The organism is Deinococcus taeanensis (assembly GCF_020229735.1).
Lineage (GTDB): Bacteria > Deinococcota > Deinococci > Deinococcales > Deinococcaceae > Deinococcus > Deinococcus taeanensis.
Window position 1 is genome coordinate 67187 of record NZ_CP083455.1, and the last position, 17474, is coordinate 84660.

At 64.5% G+C, this 17474-nt stretch carries 15 protein-coding genes, 1 tRNA gene and 1 pseudogene; 9 read left to right on the forward strand and 8 right to left on the reverse strand.

Annotated elements, in window-relative coordinates; all coding sequences use genetic code 11:
• Positions 1 to 92: 92 nt before the first annotated feature.
• The 7 genes and pseudogenes from LAJ19_RS00335 (at position 93) to LAJ19_RS00370 (ending at position 6466) form a co-directional block, all read left to right on the forward strand.
• Complete coding sequence (locus tag LAJ19_RS00335; RefSeq protein WP_225476367.1) at positions 93 to 848, forward strand: transposase; 756 nt, start codon at positions 93 to 95, stop codon at positions 846 to 848.
• Positions 849 to 878: 30 nt separating this feature from the next.
• The gene (locus LAJ19_RS22000; protein ID WP_432804215.1) at positions 879 to 1976 is read left to right on the forward strand and encodes an IS1 family transposase; all 1098 of its coding nucleotides are present in this window, start codon (positions 879 to 881) and stop codon (positions 1974 to 1976) included.
• An 8-nt stretch (positions 1977 to 1984) separates the two neighbouring features.
• Positions 1985 to 2176: pseudogene (locus tag LAJ19_RS00350) on the forward strand (integrase core domain-containing protein); the annotation flags it as partial.
• 271 nt (positions 2177 to 2447) lie between these two features.
• Positions 2448 to 2600 carry a hypothetical protein gene (locus LAJ19_RS00355; RefSeq protein WP_432804216.1) on the forward strand — a complete coding sequence of 51 codons (153 nt, stop codon included), beginning with the start codon at positions 2448 to 2450 and terminating at the stop codon, positions 2598 to 2600.
• Positions 2601 to 2656: 56 nt separating this feature from the next.
• Complete coding sequence (locus LAJ19_RS00360; protein ID WP_225476370.1) at positions 2657 to 3934, forward strand: glycosyltransferase family 4 protein; 1278 nt, start codon at positions 2657 to 2659, stop codon at positions 3932 to 3934.
• Positions 3931 to 4827 carry a dTDP-4-dehydrorhamnose reductase family protein gene (locus LAJ19_RS00365; protein ID WP_225476371.1) on the forward strand — a complete coding sequence of 299 codons (897 nt, stop codon included), beginning with the start codon at positions 3931 to 3933 and terminating at the stop codon, positions 4825 to 4827. Before LAJ19_RS00360 ends, LAJ19_RS00365 begins: the two co-directional genes overlap by 4 nt.
• Positions 4828 to 5101: 274 nt before the next feature.
• On the forward strand, positions 5102 to 6466 hold the full coding sequence (locus LAJ19_RS00370; RefSeq protein WP_225476372.1) for an O-antigen ligase family protein: 1365 nt from the start codon (positions 5102 to 5104) through the stop codon (positions 6464 to 6466).
• Positions 6467 to 7292: 826 nt separating this feature from the next.
• Here the strand turns inward: LAJ19_RS00370 and LAJ19_RS22005 are convergent.
• The 6 genes from LAJ19_RS22005 to LAJ19_RS00395 all read right to left on the reverse strand — a co-directional run bounded on the left by LAJ19_RS22005 (position 7293) and on the right by LAJ19_RS00395 (position 12468).
• On the reverse strand, positions 7293 to 7814 hold the full coding sequence (locus LAJ19_RS22005; RefSeq protein WP_432804217.1) for an IS630 family transposase: 522 nt from the start codon (positions 7812 to 7814) through the stop codon (positions 7293 to 7295).
• A 10-nt stretch (positions 7815 to 7824) separates the two neighbouring features.
• Positions 7825 to 8079, reverse strand: coding sequence for a helix-turn-helix domain-containing protein (locus tag LAJ19_RS22010; RefSeq protein WP_432804218.1), 255 nt, complete (start codon positions 8077 to 8079; stop codon positions 7825 to 7827).
• A 344-nt stretch (positions 8080 to 8423) separates the two neighbouring features.
• Positions 8424 to 8498: transfer RNA gene (locus LAJ19_RS00380), tRNA-Glu, on the reverse strand.
• A 172-nt stretch (positions 8499 to 8670) separates the two neighbouring features.
• On the reverse strand, positions 8671 to 10077 hold the full coding sequence (lpdA, locus tag LAJ19_RS00385) for a dihydrolipoyl dehydrogenase (RefSeq protein WP_225476373.1): 1407 nt from the start codon (positions 10075 to 10077) through the stop codon (positions 8671 to 8673).
• Positions 10078 to 10174: 97 nt separating this feature from the next.
• A complete protein-coding gene (locus LAJ19_RS00390) occupies positions 10175 to 10846 on the reverse strand; it encodes a response regulator (protein WP_225476374.1) in 672 nt (223 codons plus the stop codon).
• Complete coding sequence (locus LAJ19_RS00395; RefSeq protein ID WP_225476375.1) at positions 10843 to 12468, reverse strand: ATP-binding protein; 1626 nt, start codon at positions 12466 to 12468, stop codon at positions 10843 to 10845. The genes LAJ19_RS00390 and LAJ19_RS00395 overlap by 4 nt, the downstream gene beginning before the upstream one ends.
• A gap of 277 nt (positions 12469 to 12745) precedes the next feature.
• On the opposite strand from LAJ19_RS00395, the gene LAJ19_RS00400 reads away from it, so the two are divergent.
• Positions 12746 to 14074: a dicarboxylate/amino acid:cation symporter gene (locus LAJ19_RS00400; RefSeq protein WP_225476376.1), complete on the forward strand. Its 1329-nt coding sequence runs from the start codon at positions 12746 to 12748 to the stop codon at positions 14072 to 14074.
• A 354-nt stretch (positions 14075 to 14428) separates the two neighbouring features.
• Positions 14429 to 14710 carry a hypothetical protein gene (locus LAJ19_RS00405; protein ID WP_225476377.1) on the forward strand — a complete coding sequence of 94 codons (282 nt, stop codon included), beginning with the start codon at positions 14429 to 14431 and terminating at the stop codon, positions 14708 to 14710.
• A 632-nt stretch (positions 14711 to 15342) separates the two neighbouring features.
• Here the strand turns inward: LAJ19_RS00405 and LAJ19_RS00410 are convergent.
• Together LAJ19_RS00410 and LAJ19_RS00415 are read right to left on the reverse strand one after the other, a co-directional pair.
• The gene (locus tag LAJ19_RS00410) at positions 15343 to 16281 is read right to left on the reverse strand and encodes a pseudouridine-5'-phosphate glycosidase (RefSeq protein WP_225476378.1); all 939 of its coding nucleotides are present in this window, start codon (positions 16279 to 16281) and stop codon (positions 15343 to 15345) included.
• Positions 16282 to 16333: 52 nt separating this feature from the next.
• Positions 16334 to 17455 carry a PfkB family carbohydrate kinase gene (locus tag LAJ19_RS00415; RefSeq protein WP_225476379.1) on the reverse strand — a complete coding sequence of 374 codons (1122 nt, stop codon included), beginning with the start codon at positions 17453 to 17455 and terminating at the stop codon, positions 16334 to 16336.
• Between the last annotated feature and the right edge of the window lie 19 nt (positions 17456 to 17474).

Genomic DNA, 17474 nt, shown 5'->3' on the forward strand with positions numbered 1-17474 from the left:
TGTCCCAGCGCAGCACGTTCTCTGACTGGCTCTCCCACATCAACGCTGGAGAGACGCTGGCGCAAAGTACGGAACGCCGATTCCGTCGATGGTTGGAGAATCCAGCTATCGACCCCATCAGGATTTATGGTCCTCTGATCACCCGCGCCTTGCGGAACTGGGGCAAACACACGCTGATCCTGGCACTCGATACCAGCGTCCTGTTCGAGAAATTCTGCTTGATCCGCGTCGCTGTCCTCTTTCGGGGACGAGCGGGACCGCTCGTCTCTCGTGTCATTGAACCTTCCAGCGCCCAAGTCAGCACTGCTCACTTGCTTTCCGTCCTAGCCAGGGTCAAAGGGTTGCTCGATTTCTTGCGGATCCGCGAGGTCCGCGTGCTGGCGGACCGAGGATTCTGCGACACGGACCTGATGGCCTGGCTACGGTTCTGCGACTGGCATTACCGGATCCGCATCAAATCCAACCTGATCCTGGCCTCGCCCGATGGGCATCGACTGTGCAAGGTCGGCGAGGTCAAGCTCGATCCACGAGAAGTTCGCTGCTTTCACAACGTCACCCTCACTGGGCAACACTTTGGCCCGGTTCATGTCGCTCTGGGCCGTCCGTCGGACGGCCCAGAGCAGTGGCAGGTGGTCAGCGACGAACCAACAAGCATCAACACTTTTGACGAGTATGGTGAGCGCTTCCAGATCGAAGAGGGCTTCCTGGACGACAAAAGCGGCCTCTTCGGTCTGGAGGATTCCAAACTTCGTGACGCGCTCTGTCTAGAGCGCCTGACGCTGGTCCTGGCGATAGCGACCTTGTTGCTCGTGTCGGTAGTTGGCTGGAACTATGCCCGACACCACTGAAATGGGAGCGTCCGGGGCCGATCCCCGGACGTGTCAAAAGAGCGCCCACTCGAGAGTTTCGTCTGTCAGAACCCCGCCTGTCCAGCCCAGCATCACGCGCAACAAGGCACCATCAAGCTCCGCAGACGATACGACCCTCACCGCCGACGACTCCTCAAGTGCACCGTATGCGGTGCGGAATTCAGTGAACTCAAAGGCACGCCCTCCTGGAATGCCCGCTGCTCACAGGACACCGTTGACGCCGTCGTCGAGCACGTCACTCACGGCAACAGCTTCGTCACCACAGCCCACCTGGTCGGGTGCCACCGAACCACGGTCGCGCGGATCGTCCGCGCTGCCGGAAGCCACGCGCGACACCTCCATGACCTGAATGCTCGTGACCTTCAGGTCACGAGCATTCAGGCAGACGAGCGCTACGGATGTGTCGGGCGCAAGAAGGAGTCGGTGTGGGACGCGATCGTCATCGATCCCAGCAGCAAGTTCCTGATGCAGGGCGAGGTCGGCGAGCGCACCGCCACCCTGGCCCAGTCGCTCCTCGTGCGTGCCCGAGAACGCCTCACCGATCCGCATGGACTGGCGCTGTTCACCGATGGGTTTCTGTCCTACCAGACGTTGTTCCCAGAAGTGTTCGGGAAGCCGTATCGGCCTGCGAGAAAGGGGACGCGGGGGCAATTCCCGAAGACGGCATACCGGATCCCGCGATCCTCAGCCCACGTCCGGATCATCAAGGAGTACGCCGGGAAGCGGGTCGTGAGCGTCCGAACCGAGAGCGCGGCTGGGACTCGGGCACGTGTAGACGAGGAACTGCAGCGGTTGGGCTACCACAAGTCCAACACCTCGGCGGTGGAGCGTCAGAATGCCACGGCGAGGCGGACGAACTCGCACCTGGCGAGGAAAAGCCTCGCGTTCGCGAGGCTGAGGATTCACCGGGAGAGCCTGGCTCATCTGGTGCAGGGGATCTACACCTGGTGCCGAGTTCAGCGGGGTCTGCGCAGGCAGCTTGACGTCCCGAAGGGACGTCAGCAGTATCTCCAGCGCACACCGGCCATGACGATCGGCCTGACCGATCACGTCTGCAAGGTGCGGGACGGGCTATCACCGCCGCAGGGCGTCCCCTGTCGGCCATAGTTCCAGCCAACTACCGCTTTAGGGACGAATGCCTGAATACCCACTCGTTTCTGTCGCTGGATGACGCGGCACGGAAGATCGAAGAATGGAGGACCGACTCGAATGATCTCAGGCCGCATTCCTCGCTGGAAAATCTCTCGCCCGGCGCGTTCCGAGCGAGGATTGCATCGACCTCACCCCCGCCGGAGACTCTATCCTGACCCGGACAGGTTTTTGGACTCAGCGCAGGCGAGCCTGACTCTCTCCGGCACGCCGTCCAGTTTTTGGGAAGCAGACCAGGACTTGACGAGCGTGTTTCCCCGCATGTAACTCGTGTGAGCCGACGCGGGGTCCACCGGCACACTGGCGGGCGACATCAACACGTCTCTGGGTTGGACGTTGGAGATCGCGAAGCATCCCTGGTCAAGCTGGCAAGGCACCTGGGCGCCAAAGGACGCACCTCCACGACCCGTGGAGGTGCCGACGGGTTTCGTGTTGCAAGGGCGTCGCTGGGTCGTGGAGCGCACCGCTGCCTGGCTGGGCGAATCCAGGCGCATGGCCAAAGATGACGAGGCGCTGGTCGAAACAGCAGAGAACCTCGTCGACGAAGTGATGGTCCGCCGCTTGGCAAAAGGCCGACCTTGACGGTTTTCAGGTCTGTACCTGACAGTCCCGCGCAGGTAGATTAGGACCATGGTCCAGTGGCACTTGTCTCAGCGTTGGCCGTCGTTTTGAAGGTGTTAATTCTCAGCCAGTATTTCTGGCCAGAAAGTTTCCGCATTAATGATGTCGCACAGGGTCTGCAGGAGCAAGGGCATCAGGTTGAGGTACTGACGGGCTTTCCGAACTACCCCTTCGGGCAGTTCTTTGCAGGTTATGAGGCGCGCCGCCCTGCCAGAGATGTGCTGGGTAAGGTCAGGATTCACCGTGTGCCACTCCTGGCTCGCAGGAACGGCAAAGGCCTTAGGCTATTGCTGAACTACTTGTCCTTTGCGGTGAGCGCAGCTATGTTCGGCCCTTTTCTTGTACGTCGGCCTGACGTCATTTTGGTTTTTGAGCCGTCGCCGGTCACTGTGGGCTTTCCAGCTGCGGTCCTGCGCCGGGTGTTTCAGGTGCCGGTAGCCTTCTGGGTGCAGGATCTCTGGCCGGAGAGTCTGGTGGCCACTGGCAGTCTGCGTAACCGCCGCGCACTGGCGTTGGTGAGCCGGATAGTGCGTTGGATTTACCGTCACTGTGATCTGCTTCTGGTTCAGTCTAGGGCCTTCTCCCGTTCATTAGTAAAACACGGCGTGAGCCTCTCAAAGATCGAATATCTCCCCAACAGTGCTGAGGCGTTCTACCGTCCAGTAGCGATTCCGGCCGACGCACCTGAACGGCAACTGGTGCCGCAGGACGGCATCGTGAACTTGATGTTCGCAGGAAACCTGGGAGTCAGTCAGGATCTAGAAACACTAGTGGACGCTGCAGCGCAGTTACGGCACGAGCCGGTCCGCTGGCTAATTTTGGGAGATGGTCGTCAGCGCCCCTGGCTGGAGGAGGAGATCCGGCGTCGGGAACTGCAGAGCTGCATCCACCTGCTTGGTAGCTACCCGGCGGAAACCATGCCTCGCTTCTTCGCGCTGGCAGATATATTGCTGGTCAGCCTTAAGGACGATCCGGCGTTTCGCGCCACCATTCCGTCTAAGCTACAGTCTTATCTGGCATGCGGACGCCCAGTGCTGGCGGCGCTCAATGGTGAGGGCGCTCGTGTCACTCTCGATGCTGGCGCTGGCCTCACTGTAGCCGCCGAGCGGCCAGATGAACTGGCGAGGGCAGTGCTTGAGTTTATCCGGCTGTCTCCAACTCAACGTGAAGAAATGGGTGAGAGAGGGAGACGTTACTTCCTGCGTAACTTTGAGCGGGGATACCTGCTACACCAACTGATCGAGCTGCTTGGCAGCGTAGCTACACGCGGCATCACGAAGGAGCCCAAAGCATGAAACTTCTGATTCTCGGCGGCGATGGCATGTTCGGACACCAGTTTTATCGCCATATGCGTGACAAGCACGACGTTCGCGTGACCGTCCGGCAAGACTTCAGCGCCTACGCACCATTTGGCCTATTTGATCCGCGGCGTACTTACACTGGCATTGACGTCCGCTCGACTGACCGCCTGATGGAAGTGATGGCCGATTTCCACCCCGAGGCCGTAATTAACGCAGTGGGAATCGTCAAGCAGCGCCACACTGCCAAAGAAAGCATTCCCAGTCTGGAAATCAACGCCCTCCTACCTCACCGCCTAACTGAGCTAACCCGCCTGTGTGGCGCGCGGCTAGTGCATCTCAGCACCGATTGTGTTTTTTCCGGGCGCAAGGGTCTGTATCAAGAAACTGACTTCCCTGACGCTGATGATCTGTACGGTAGAAGCAAGTACCTGGGGGAGGTGGCGGACAGCCACACCCTGACCCTGCGCACATCGATTATCGGTCCTGAACTCTCACGCAAGACCAGCCTGCTGGAGTGGGTGCTGGCTCAGAAAGGATCGGTATCAGGCTTTCAGAGAGCCATTTTCAGTGGTTTCACTACCCTGGAACTTTCACGCATTATTGAGAAGCTACTGCTCCAGCATCCTGACGCATCTGGCCTGTATCAGGTCTCGAGTGAGCCGATCGATAAATACCAGCTACTATTGCTAATCCGTGAAGCTTATCAGCTGCCGATTGATATCGTGCCGAACGATCAGTTGGTGATTGACCGTAGCCTGGATTCCAGCCGTTTCCGTCAGGAATTCAACTATCAGCCGCCCACCTGGCAGACGATGATCGATGAGGTAGCTGGGCAACGGCGTGCGGATGAATGCCAATCGCCCCTCGTAGCCAGTCAGGTGGACTGACATGAACAGGTGATCTGCCGCCGCGTGGATTGTTCCAAACTCATCTCTCGTAGCATGGTGCAGCATGAGAGCTTTTCCTGATTCGGGGAATGCGGCGCCACGGCGCTGGTTGGTGTGGCTGGCCTTACTTCCGGCTTTGCCTCCCATCCTCCTGTTAGGCCTCGTGGGCCTGCGGCAGTGGCATAGGTTGCCACGTGTGGTGCAGGCACTATTAGGTGTTTTCCTGAGCACGCAGCTGCTTGCCGCTCTACTCAGTCCAAGTCCGCTACTGGCTTTGGCGACCACTGCGCTGCGTACGACCCTGATGGTCGGGCTGCTGTGCCTGGGGGTACAGCTGGGCGAGCCTGCAACGCTGCGTGCTCTACGTTGGGGTCTGCTAATCGTGTACCTAACAGCCCTGATCAATGGCCTGGCGCTCCAGGGATGGGACCTTACGCAGCTGCGGCTTAGTCATCCCTATGTCACGCCTGTGTCGCTGGGGATGGCCGGAGCCCTGGGGTTGTGGTTGTCGCTGGAAACGCGACCAGAAGAACAGTGGCGCCAAGGTTTCCCCTGGCGCCTGGTGCTGGGCGTATTGGGCTTGCTCACTGCTGTTCTCAGTGGAAGCCGCGGACCACTCGCTGTGGCCTTCCTGGGCACGTTACTTCTGTTGGGCTGGCACAGGGGCAGGCGGTGGCGAGTGCTGGTTATTACGCTCTTGAGCACTGTGGCGCTGGGCGCACTGCTGCTGGGCGAGCGCAGCCAGCAACGGCCACTGGAGCGTCTGTTTACCCTGGACCTGACCGGACGCGACCTGATCTGGGAAGATGGCTTGAGCGTAGCTCAGACGCTCCCCTGGGCCGGCACCGGTACGCTGTTGTTGGGTCCGCGGATTGCGCCGCCCGGGGACAGCTGTACTTGGTTTGAAGCGCTTGAGGTCCGAGGGGTGGGCTGCCCAGCCGCTGTAGAACAGGTGAACAACGCCTGGGTATTCGCGCATAACGGTGTGGTGCAAGCGCTGGGTGAAACCGGGCTGATAGGTACGGCGGGGCTTTTCCTACTTCTGGGCGCCGTCCTGGCTGCTGCGTCAGGTGGCCCCCCGCTGATCCTGACACTGGTGGGCGGCCTACTGGTGGGGGACTTGACGGACAACGTTACGCTGGTGCCTGGTCCCTTCTTCTGCGCCGTATTCTGGCTGGCGGCTGGCGGCGCCCTAGCGAGGAACCCCCCTAGATGGTCAGCGGCCGGCAAGTGGGGCGGTGCGCTGCTCCTGGTGATGGCGTTCCCGATTTGGACACATTTCCTGCCGTCTAACCTGGACCGCCAGATCAGATTGACCGGGCTGATCTCTCCTACCTCGTGGCGTTCTGACGAACCCTATACAGCAGCCGCTCAGTTTAGGATTCCCCCTGGCCCGTACCGAGTGCAGCTGCGTTCCTGTCGTCAGAGCTGTGTGACTGTCGCCTCACACTCGTTTTCCAGTACTGGTGAAGCCGGGGCGTGGCAGTGGTTGCTGGGTCCCCTACCCAGTAGCCGTCAGGTGGGTGGGGCAGACGGTCAACCCTACGAACTTGAGCTGAGACTCTGGCCGGGTCGTAGCACTCCTTGGCGGACCCGCGCCCTGGCCAGCATAAGCTGGAAGGTCACGGTGAATCCATGAGTCGTTCAGCGGCGCCATTGCTGGGTATGGCCGCTACACTGGCCCTCCTGGGGAGCGCCATGGTGTATCTACCTGCCGCTCCTACACTGGCGTACTCGCTATCGACCGGCGGCTGTCAGCCTGGCAGGGCTCACTTCACAAGTGCGCAGCCGCCAGCGTTGCCAGGAGAATGGCACGGGAGCCATGGCTTCTTTGCCATTCCTGGAACGCTGGAACTGGAGTACTGCCGTTCCGGGCAGTTACAGATTCAGGCGCACGGGGACCTATCAAATAATGGCGGCGCCCCTTTGCTGTTCGTGCGGACCGATCAGGGCCAAACTGAAATGCTGGTCGGGACCTCCCGCATGTTAACCGTACCTGTTGGACACAGTGGCCGCGTGATTTTGGCTTTCCCTAATGATGAAACTGACGCGCTCTACCGCATTCTGACGATCGAACGTCTAACACTTTCAGGCTCCAGAACTTGCACATCAGCTCTAGTGCGCGATGAACGTGTTGAGTTTCAGGATGTTGCCACCGGCGCGGTGTACGACCAGAGAGGACAGCGGCTAGAACCCTGCACAACAGGCATGTTGTACATGACATTAAGTGGACCAGTGGTTGAGGGGGCTGGACCGAGGCTCCATCTAACTCAGGGAGGCCGGACGCTACTAGACCGGGAAATCCGCAGCCGCGTGTCAGTGCGGTTGCCTTTAAACAATACGGCCGCAGTCCAGCTTTCAGTCACTAATTTTGCCGCACGCAAGGTTCGGTACCGCAACCTCTTCCTGGACCGCATTCAATTCACACCTGATCGGTAGAGTTGCTGGGCATTACTCATCTGTGCTTAAGTCAGTAACGAAGCGGTCAAAGGCGTGGCCCGGATGAATGCCAGCGGGCGGTATTTACGGCGAATCTGTTGCCAACCCAAGGTCAGGGGAGCTTTCAACGTACGGACCGTCGGGGCGCAGAAGTTCCTCAAGACATTCCGTTTGATGTCCGCCCAGACCAACTCAATGGGATTGAGTTCTGGCGCGTCTCCCGGGAGAGGGACCAGCGACAGGCGTTCGTGACGAGCCACGAACGCCTGAACGACTTTGGCGCGGTGAATCATGGCCCGGTCCAGGACCACGACGACCTCTCCCACGATATGACGCAACAGGTGCTTCAGGAAGGCGACAACCTGAGGCGAACGAACCGCGCCGTGATGGGTGTGCTGGAAAAACTGTCCTACCGTGGTGATCGCTCCGATGACCGAGAGGTGTTCCCACCGCAGCCGAGTGGACACCACTGGCGTCTGCCCACAGCGGCCCCAGGTGCGCACCCTGGTCGTTTTTAACCTGAACCCGCGCTCGTCCAGGAAAGCCACGGTGTCGCCCTCAGCGATTTTTTTTCCCCAGCGCCTCACCGTGTACTCGAACCCAGGTGGCCACTTCTTCTTCGTTACGTTCCACGGCCCGCACCGCGGGCCGCTGATACGAGAACCCCCAGCGTCTGAGTGTGCGCGAGAGATGCCCACGATTGAGCCAGACCCCGAACTTCAGGCCGATCACCTCCCGAATACGCAGGGTGGTCCAGGCACTGGTTTCAAAGCCATGCTCGCGGGGATCACCTTCGATGATCGACTGAATCACCGCTTGCTGCTCAGCACTCAGGTGATGCGGGCGGCCAGTGGAACGGGAAGCGCGCAGCGCTTCCTCGCCTCAGTGGCGAAGCCGAGCACGCCAGACCCGAACGGTGACCTCTGCGACCCCAAACTGCTGTGCGAGGTCACGATTGGTCCGGGTTGGATCAGCGAGCAAGGGTTGGACTGCGAGACGTCATTCTTCCTGTTGGGCACGGGTCAGACGGCTGGGCCGCCAGGGAGCGAGGGACACACCTTATGTTACCCACTTATGCACAGATCAGTAGATGTGGACGCAGCCACCTCAGGGCTTGAAAAAGCACTCGCCTCCGCGTGGGCGGAGGCGAGCGTTCGTGGTGACCCCAACGGGATTCGAACCCGTATCGCTACCTTGAAAGGGTAGTGTCCTAACCGTTAGACGATGGGGCCACACCACTTCAGTTGTCGTTGGCTTGCGCCTTCGCTTCCTGCCTTTCAAGGGGCGCCGTTTCCGGCACGCAGAGAAAGATACAGGGTTAGGATGATTTCGTCAAGCGGAGCGTGGGAGGAAAGATTGAGGCGGGGTAAGCCAGGACGGCCACACCCCGCCTTAAAATTGGAATTACATGTGCAGGGCGCGTTTATCGGCGGCCAGGGCGGCTTCCTTCACGACCTCGGAGAGGGTGGGGTGGGCGTGCACGGTGCGGGCGAGGTCCTCGCTGCTGCCGCCGAATTCCATGATCGCGACCACCTCGCCGATCAGTTCGCTTACGCCGCCGCCGATCATGTGCACGCCGAGCAGTTTGTCGGTCTGGGCGTCCGCGATGATCTTCACGAAGCCGCGCGTGTCGCCGTGACCCAGGGCGCGGCCGTTGGCGCTGAACGGGAACTGCCCGGTCTTCACCTGGAGGCCCTTCTCCTTGGCCTGCTTCTCGGTCACGCCGGCCCAGGCAATCTCGGGGCTGGTGTAGATCACCCAGGGGATCACGTCGTAGTTCACGTGACCGGCCTGTCCGGCGATCATTTCCGCCAGCGCGACACCTTCCTCTTCGGCCTTGTGGGCGAGCATCGCCCCGCCGATCACGTCCCCGATGGCGTAGATGCCGGGCAGGTTCGTGCGGTAGTGATGGTCGACCTTCACGAAGCCGCGCTCATCCAGGGCGAGCCCGACCGCGTCGGCACCCAGGCCCGCGGTGTGGGGCACACGGCCGATGGAGACGATGAGTTTGTCAAAGCGCACCGTGACTTCCTGTTCCTTCTCGGTGTAGGTGACGCTCACACCGGTGTCGTCCTGCTCAACTCTGCTGATCTGCACGCCGAAGTGGAAGTCCAGGCCCTGCTTCTGGAACTGCTTGAGACCTTCCTTGGCAATGGCGTCGTCCGCGGCCATCAGGAAGCCCGGCAGGGCCTCCAGGACGGTCACCTGGGCGCCCAGGCGCCGCCAGACGCTGCCGAGTTCCAGGCCGATGACGCCCGCACCAATCACGCCGAGCTTGGTGGGCACCTCGGTGAAGGTCAGCGCGCCGCTGTTCTCCACAATATGCCCGCCGAAGGGAGCGAGGGGGAGCGCGCGGGGGCTGCTGCCAGTGGCGACGATCACGTGCTTGGCGTTCACTTCGGTGCCAGCGGCGTCGACAATCCAGCTGTCGCCGTCCTGCCGCACGAGGCGGCCCAGGCCGTGGAAGCTGGTGATCTTGTTCTTGCGGAACAGGAACGCCACGCCGCCCGTGAGTTTATCCACGACAGTGCTTTTGCGCGCGAGCATCTTCGTGAGGTCCACGCTGGCGCCCTGCACGTTGATGCCGTGCTCGGCGAAATCGTGCTGCATCATCTCGAACTTCTCGCTGGAGTCCAGCATGGCCTTGCTGGGAATGCAGCCCACGTTGAGGCAGGTGCCGCCCAGGGACGCTTTGCCGTTCCGCTCGAAGGCGTCCACGCAGGCGGTCCTGAACCCGAGCTGCGCCGCGCGAATGGCGGCCACATACCCCGCCGGGCCCCCACCGATCACCAGTACGTCGTAAGAATCCATAACGCTTTGAGCGTACCACCGCCCCACAAAGCCGGACGTGACGCGTTCCCCCGTCAGGGACAGGGCGCAGCGGAACGCAATGCACGCAACCAGGCACCTAGCGGCGGCGGTAGCGTTTGGCGGGCCGGCCCCCGGTGGGCGCGGCGGTGCTCACGCTGGCCTCGCCGGTGTCCACGAGGTGCTCCAGGTACCGCCAGGCGGTCACGCGGCTCAGGCCGAGCTGCGCGCCGAGCTCGGCGGCACTGACCTCTCCGTGGTCGCGCAGGGCCACGCGGACGCGGCGCAGCGTGTCGCCGTCCAGGCCGGCGGCGTCCGGGGTGGGCGGGGTGAACAGGGCGTCCAGGTGCCCCTGGTGCACGTGGCCCTGCGCCCAGAGGGCCGCGCGTTCCCGCGCACGGTCGAGGGCGAGCAGAAACCGTTCGGGCGTGACGGGCTTGACGAGGTAGTCGGCCGCGCCGTGCAGCAGGGCGTCCTGAACGCTGGGTGCGTCGCTGGCAGCGGTGACGAGGATGGCGTCCACGCGCTCACCGCTCACGCGCGCTTCGCGCAGCAGGTCCAGGCCGCGCCCATCGGGCAGGTGCACGTCCAGCAGCAGCAGGTCCGGGCGCAGCGTGCGGATCATGGCGCGCGCCACGCGCAGTGACTCCGCCTGGCCCAGCACGGTGAACCCGCCGGCGCGGTCCAGCAGCCGCCAGTGCAGCGCGGCAATCTGCGGATCGTCCTCCACGATCAGGACCCGCAGGGGCGGGGAGAGCGGGGAAGACGTCATGGGTGCGCGGCCTCCAGGGGCAGGTCGAGGGTGAAGCGCGTCCAGCTGAGCCCGGCCGGGTCCGTGACGCGGTCGTGCGTCAGGTGCGCCCCGAGCGCCTGCGCGCGGTCGGCCACCAGGGCGAGGCCCACCCCCCGCCCGGGGCCCTTGCTGCTCACGCCGCGAGTGGTGAGCGTGACTGCGAGGTCCGGTGGTACTCCCGCGCCGGTGTCCCGGACCTCAAGGACCAGTCCTTCCGGGTCCGCGGCAATCAGGACCCGCACCTGCCGCTCCCCCGGGGCGCTGATCACGGCCTCCAGGGCGTTCTCGATCAGGTTGCCGGCCGCAAGTTCCAGGAGGTCCAGCGCGCCGGGCGGCAGCTCTGACGCCAAGGCCGAGAGCGGATCGAGCGTGAGGGTCACCCCGAGTTCCGCGGCGCGGTCGAACTTGCCGAGCAGCAGCGCCGAGAGCCGCACGTGCCGCAGGTTGCGGACCGCCCCGGCGTGCTCGGTGTGCCGCTCGGCCTGCGCGTGAATCAGGCGCAGCGCCTCAGCCGTCTCGCCCAGGTGAAGGAGCCCCGCCAGGGTGTGCAGGCGGTTCGTGAACTCATGTGTCTGCGCGCGCAGCAGCTCCGCGTACCGCTGGGACTGCGTCAGTTCGTCCGCTAGGGCCCGCACGCGCGCCAGGTCACGCAGGGTGACCACCAGCGCGCCCTCCCCGGCGTCCTGCGCGGCCAGCAGCACCGGACGGCCGCGGAGTTCCGCCGTGAGGGTGCCCTGCTCCGGGCGGGGCAGGGGCAGGTCCGCGGGCCACGGCAGGGGCAGCGCCTCGGCGGGCGTGCCCAGCAGCGCGCGCGCCTGCGGGTTCATGACGAACACCTGCCCCGCCCGGGCCACCAGCACGCCCTCTTCCAGGGTGTTCAGCACCGCGCGGTACTGCCGCAGGCCCCCGGCGATCTGTTCCGGTTCCAGGCCCAGCATCTCGTCACGCGCGCGCCGCGCCACCAGCAGTGCGAGCGTCAGGGCCAGCAGCAGCGACCCCAGGTACCAGGGCAGCGCGGCGCGCAGCACGTCCCGGAACACGTCCCGCAACCGCGGCAGCAGGAAGCCCACGCTGGCCAGCCCCAGCACCCGCCCCCGCCCGTCCAGGACCGGCACTTTCGACCGGACCGAGCGGCCCAGCGTGCCCTCCACCGTTTCCGTGACGCTCCGGCCACGCAGGAACGCCGTGAAGTCGCCCCCCTGCATCCGCTCCCCGATGCGGGCGGGGTTCGGATGCGTGAGACGCCGCGCCGACCGGTCCGTGATCACCACGTAATCCGCGCCCAGCTGCTCCCGGTACCGGTTGAGCAGCGGGCTGAGGTTCATGCGCTGCCCCGTGTCGCCCTCCAGCGCCGCCACCACCGGCGGCAGGCTGGCCACCAGCCGCGACTCCCGCAGGGACCGCTCCGCGAAGGACCGGTGGATACCGCCGTACACCCCCTGACTCACCAGGCCCGCGACCGGCAGGCCCAGCAGCACGAACGCCCCCAGGGTGGTCAGGAACAGCCGGGACTGCACGCGCAGCAGGCGCGGGGTATGCGGCAGCGCCACCTCGCGCGCCAGGGCCGGCGCGCGAGGAGCGGAAGACAGCCGAAACGCCACGGTCCCCCCAGTGTACGGCGCGCCGATCCGGGCTTGTGTTCACGCCATGCACGATACCCGCCGCGCTTTCAACGCTAGGCCGACTGCGCTGGCACGCACTGCATCACGCGGCCGCCCGGGCCGCCACCAGGCGGGGGAGGACGGGCGTCCCTGGAGGCTGGCATGCTGACCGGCACCACAACTTCCTGTCTGCCCTGCAACCGCGCAGGTCCCGACCCCAGTGCCCAGTGCATCATTTCCCCGCACCCCCACCGTCAGCGCCCAGGAGGCGAAACCCATGCCCAAAGTGTTCCGCAGTCTCTACGTGCAGGTTCTCACGGCCATCGTCATCGGCGTGGCGGTCGGCCATTTCTTCCCCGGCGTGGGTGAGCAGCTCAAGCCCCTCGGGGACGGGTTCATCAAACTGATCAAGGTCGTGATCGGCCCCATCATCTTCTGTACGGTCGTCAGCGGTGTGGCCAGCATGCGCGACACGAAGAAGATCGGCCGGGTGGGCGGCAAGGCCCTGCTGTACTTCGAAGTGGTCACCACCCTCGCCCTGCTGATCGGGCTGGCGGTCGTGAATCTCGTGGGCCCCGGGCGCGGCATGAACGTCAACCCCGCCACGCTGGACACCAGCGGCATCACGAAGTACACCGAGGCGGCCGGCGAACAGACCGTCGCCGACTTCGTGCTGCACGTCATTCCCACCACCTTCGTCAGCGCATTCACGGAAGGGGACCTGCTGCAGGTTCTGCTGATCGCCCTGCTGAGCGGCTTCGCCCTGATCCGCATGGGTGACCTGGGTCAGCGCCTCCTCAAAGGCGTCGACGCGCTCAGCGTGCTGGTCTTCCAGATTCTGGGCTTCATCATGAAACTCGCCCCCATCGGCGCGTTCGGCGCCATGGCCTTCACGATCGGCAAGTACGGCGTGGGCAGCCTCCAGCAGCTCGCGTACCTGATGGGGACTTTCTACATCACGTGCTTCCTGTTCGTGTTCGTGGTCCTGAACGTCATTGCGCGCCTGGCCGGGTTCAGCCTCGTGAAGTTCCTGCGGTACATCAAAGAAGAGCTGCTGCTCGTGCTCGGCACCAGCTCCAGCGAGAGCGCCCTGCCGCGCCTGATGACCAAACTCGAGCATGCCGGCGCGAACAAGAGCGTCGTGGGCCTCGTCGTGCCCACCGGGTACTCCTTCAACCTGGACGGCACCAGCATCTACCTCACCATGGCTGCGGTGTTCATCGCGCAGGCCACCAACACCAACCTCAGCTTCGCGCAGGAGACCGCGCTGCTGGGCATCCTGCTCCTTACCAGCAAAGGCGCCGCCGGCGTCACAGGCAGCGGCTTCGTGGTTCTGGCCGGGACGCTCGCCGCACTGGGCAGCGTGCCCGTCGCAGGGCTCGCCCTGATCCTCGGCATCGACCGGTTCATGAGCGAAGGCCGCGCCATCACCAACATCATCGGCAACGGCGTCGCCACCCTGGTCGTCGCCCGCAGCGAGAACGCCCTGGATACACTCCGCCTCACCCGCGTCCTGAACGGAGAGCAGCTGCCGCCCGTGAACGCCGACGTGGAGGCCGAGGAGCACGGTGAAGGCCGCCCACTGAGCAGCGCGCAGCCCGCGTAACCCCTGAAGGAAGGGGGTAGCAGGGAGCAGTCCTGTTACCCCCCTTCCCAATTCCCGGGAGACCCGCTGGTCCGGCAGAACCAGCCCTGGGCCTCCCTGCTGAAAGCAAGGCCACCCTGAGCACCGGCCCCAGCCCCCATGCCGCAGGACACTGTCAGGTCATTGCGCACAGCCGGGCGACCCGGCCAAGGCGGCTAGTCCGCTGTCCAGTGCTTTCTGTCGGATGGGCCACCACGTTATGCACATGCTGCTGAGCCGGATGATTCGTCAGAGTGAGCTGGACAGTGGACTAGTAGAGCGTCAACTTTGGTCTGTCCGTTCTGCCTGGGATGGCAATCGTGACATATTCCGATTATGGAATTTCTTGTTCAGACCGCTGATGGCGAGCTCTATGACCTCAAAGCCGGCGACCTGGGCAAGGCATTCAGGCCAAAGCGCCTGCCCTTCCATAAAGTTGAAGGTCAAGGAATGGTGCGTTTAAACGTGAGTGGATCTGTCGTCGAAATCAATGACGAAATGGGTGGATTACAGATCTATTTTGAGGATGAGGGAGACCATGCAACTGCCTCCAGAATTGTAGATTCGCTCGTCGAATCGTTGATCGAGTTTACTGGAATCCAGGCAAAAAATCATTGACCTCAATGATGAGGGCATTCGAGGTAAACCTATACGCTTCAGATGAAGCGTACTGAAGTGCTGACAGACCAAACTTAACGGTCCATTGGCATCGTATTGGGTGTGATGGTGCCCGGCGAACCCGGCCCAGTCACCGACAGCACTTGAGGGGTCGTGCTGCCCCACAGCCGCGGCAGTCACGTGAGTGCACGTGGCGCCTGGAAGATCAGTGACGACCGGTTGGTGCACAACACTGCGGGCCGCCGCCCGTGAACAGCAAATGCGAGCAGACCGGTCACGACGCCCTGAATCTGATCGGCTGGGCCGACCTGCCCCGTCATAACGCCATCCCGCGCAGGGTGTACTGGGCGAAGGCAGGGCCTTCACTGACACTCTCAGGCCTGCTCTGACCGGCGCGGTGCGGGGCCGCACCACCGTTCCGGACCTGAATGGCCGTGGCCGCTGTGTCCCGATGGGGCTGGTGGGCGTGGTCGCCAGCAGACCCGATGTTCTGGCGCTCAAAAAAGGCCGGCTGGTGAGTCTCGCCTTGACTGGCGCTGTGAGCTGCCGAAGCGGAACCCACGCCTGAGGTGGGCGTGACAGGAGACCCAGAACCACGTTGAGCGGTTCGGGGTCACGACTCGCTGCCGCTTTCAGTTCAGCTGGGCGTAGGTGACGGCCACCTGGGCGGCCACCATGGCGTTGTGCCGCACGAGTGCGATGTTCGCCTCCAGGCTGCGTCCGCCGGTGATCTCCACGATGCGGCCGAGCAGGTACGGGGTGGTGTCCTTGCCGGTCAGGCCGAGAGCGTCCATGTCGCGCAGGGCCTGCTCGATGTGCGGGGTGATGTCACCGGCCGGGATTTCGGCGTCCGCGGGAATCGGATTGGCGAGCATCACGCCGCCGGACAGGCCCAGGTCCCATTTCGCCTTCAGGACGCGCGCGGCTTCGTCCGGGGTCTGCACGGTCAGCGGAGCACGGAAGCCACTCTGACGGGAGTAGAACGCCGGGAATTCCGTTTCGCCCAGCGTGATGGCCGGCACGCCATGCGTTTCGAGCACCTCCAGCGTCAGGCCGATGTCCAGGATGCTTTTCACGCCGGCACTCACGACGCACACGTCCGTGCGGGCGAGTTCCAGCAGGTCCGCGCTGACGTCCATGCTGCGGTCTGCGCCGCGGTGCACGCCGCCGGTGCCGCCGGTGGCGAACACGCGAATCCCGGCGAGCGCGGCGATGCGCATGGTGCTGGCCACGGTGGTCGCCCCGTGCCGGCCCAGCGCGACCGTGACGGGCAGATCGCGGGTGCTGATCTTTTCCACGCCCTTGTCCGTGGCAAGCAGGTGCAGTTCGTCCGGCGTGAGGCCCACCTTCAGGCGGCCGCCCAGCACGGCAATGGTGGCGGGGACCGCGCCGTGGGCGCGCACGACGTCTTCCACGCCGCGCGCCATCTCCACGTTCTGCGGGAAGGGCATGCCGTGGCTGATGATGGTGCTTTCGAGTGCCACGACCGCCTGCCCGGCCTGGAGGGCCGCGGCCACTTCCGGGTGCAGGTCAAGGTGAGCGGCGACGGCGGGGGTGATGTGCTGTGTCATGGGTGAACCTCTCTGTGGGTCGGGGAAGGGCGAATGCGGCGGCGGGGGCCGTTCAGGGCTGGGGGGTCAGTCGGGCCTGAATGGCCGCCGGGGTGAGGGTGGGGGAGACGGCGTGGTCGCTTTCGACCGTGAGGGCCGCTGCCGCGTGTCCGTGCCGGGCGGCGTCGACGGGTGACAGGCCCGCCCCGAGGGCGGCGAGGAACGCCGCCAGCATCGCGTCACCGGCACCGGTGACGTCCCGCACGCGGGCGTGCAGGGCGTCGAGGTCGTGCGTGCCCCCGGGCGTGGAGAGCAGGCTGCCACGCGTGCCGCGCCGCACCCACACCAGCTGGACGCCCTGGGCGTGCAGCTCGGCTGCCGCGGCGCGCAGGGCGTGGGGCGTATCGGGCACGTCCCGGCCCAGTAAGGCTGAGAGTTCCGGCACGTTCGGTGTGACGGTGTGCGGGGCGAGTCCGGCGTTCAGCGCGGCCCGCAGGCGCGCCGCCTTCGGCACGCTGACCGGCTCGAACACCACGGGGGCGTTCGCCTCGGCCGCCAGGGTCAGGAGGTGCGAGAGGGTCGCCTCGGGCAGGTTGCCGTCGGCGACGACCCACGCGGCTCCCCGGAGTGCGCCGCGCCGTTCCTGCAGCGCGGCCGGGGTGAGGGCGTCTGTGGCACTCATGGCGGCCACTGCGACCAGCAGTTCGCCCCGGTCGTCCAGGACGGCGGTGTACGTGCCGGTCGCGACGTCCGGGGTGCGCAGGACCGCGCGGATGTCCACGCCGGCCGCTTCGGTTTCCCGCAGGAGCCAGTCGCCCAGCGTGTCGCGGCCCACGGCGCTGATCAGGGCGGTGGGCACGCCGAGCCGGGCGAGATTCTCCGCGACGTTGCGGGCCACGCCGCCCGGCGCCTGGGTGTTCAGGCCGGGGTTGCTGGTGCCGGGTACGGCGGGCGCCAGGGTGCGGGCCTTGACGTCCACGTTCGCGCCGCCCACCACCACGATCCGTCCGGGGCCCCGTTCGGGCGGCAGGACGTAGCCGCGGCCCAGCAGGGCGCCTTTCTTCACGAGGTTGCTGACGTGGACGTTCACGGCCGCGCGGGTGGAGCCGAGTCGCCGCGCCAGTTCCTCCGGGGTGGACAGGGGCGCCTCGCGGATCAGGGCGAGGAGGGCGGCTTCGGTGTCGGTCAGGGCCATGTCTTAACTAGAGTAAACC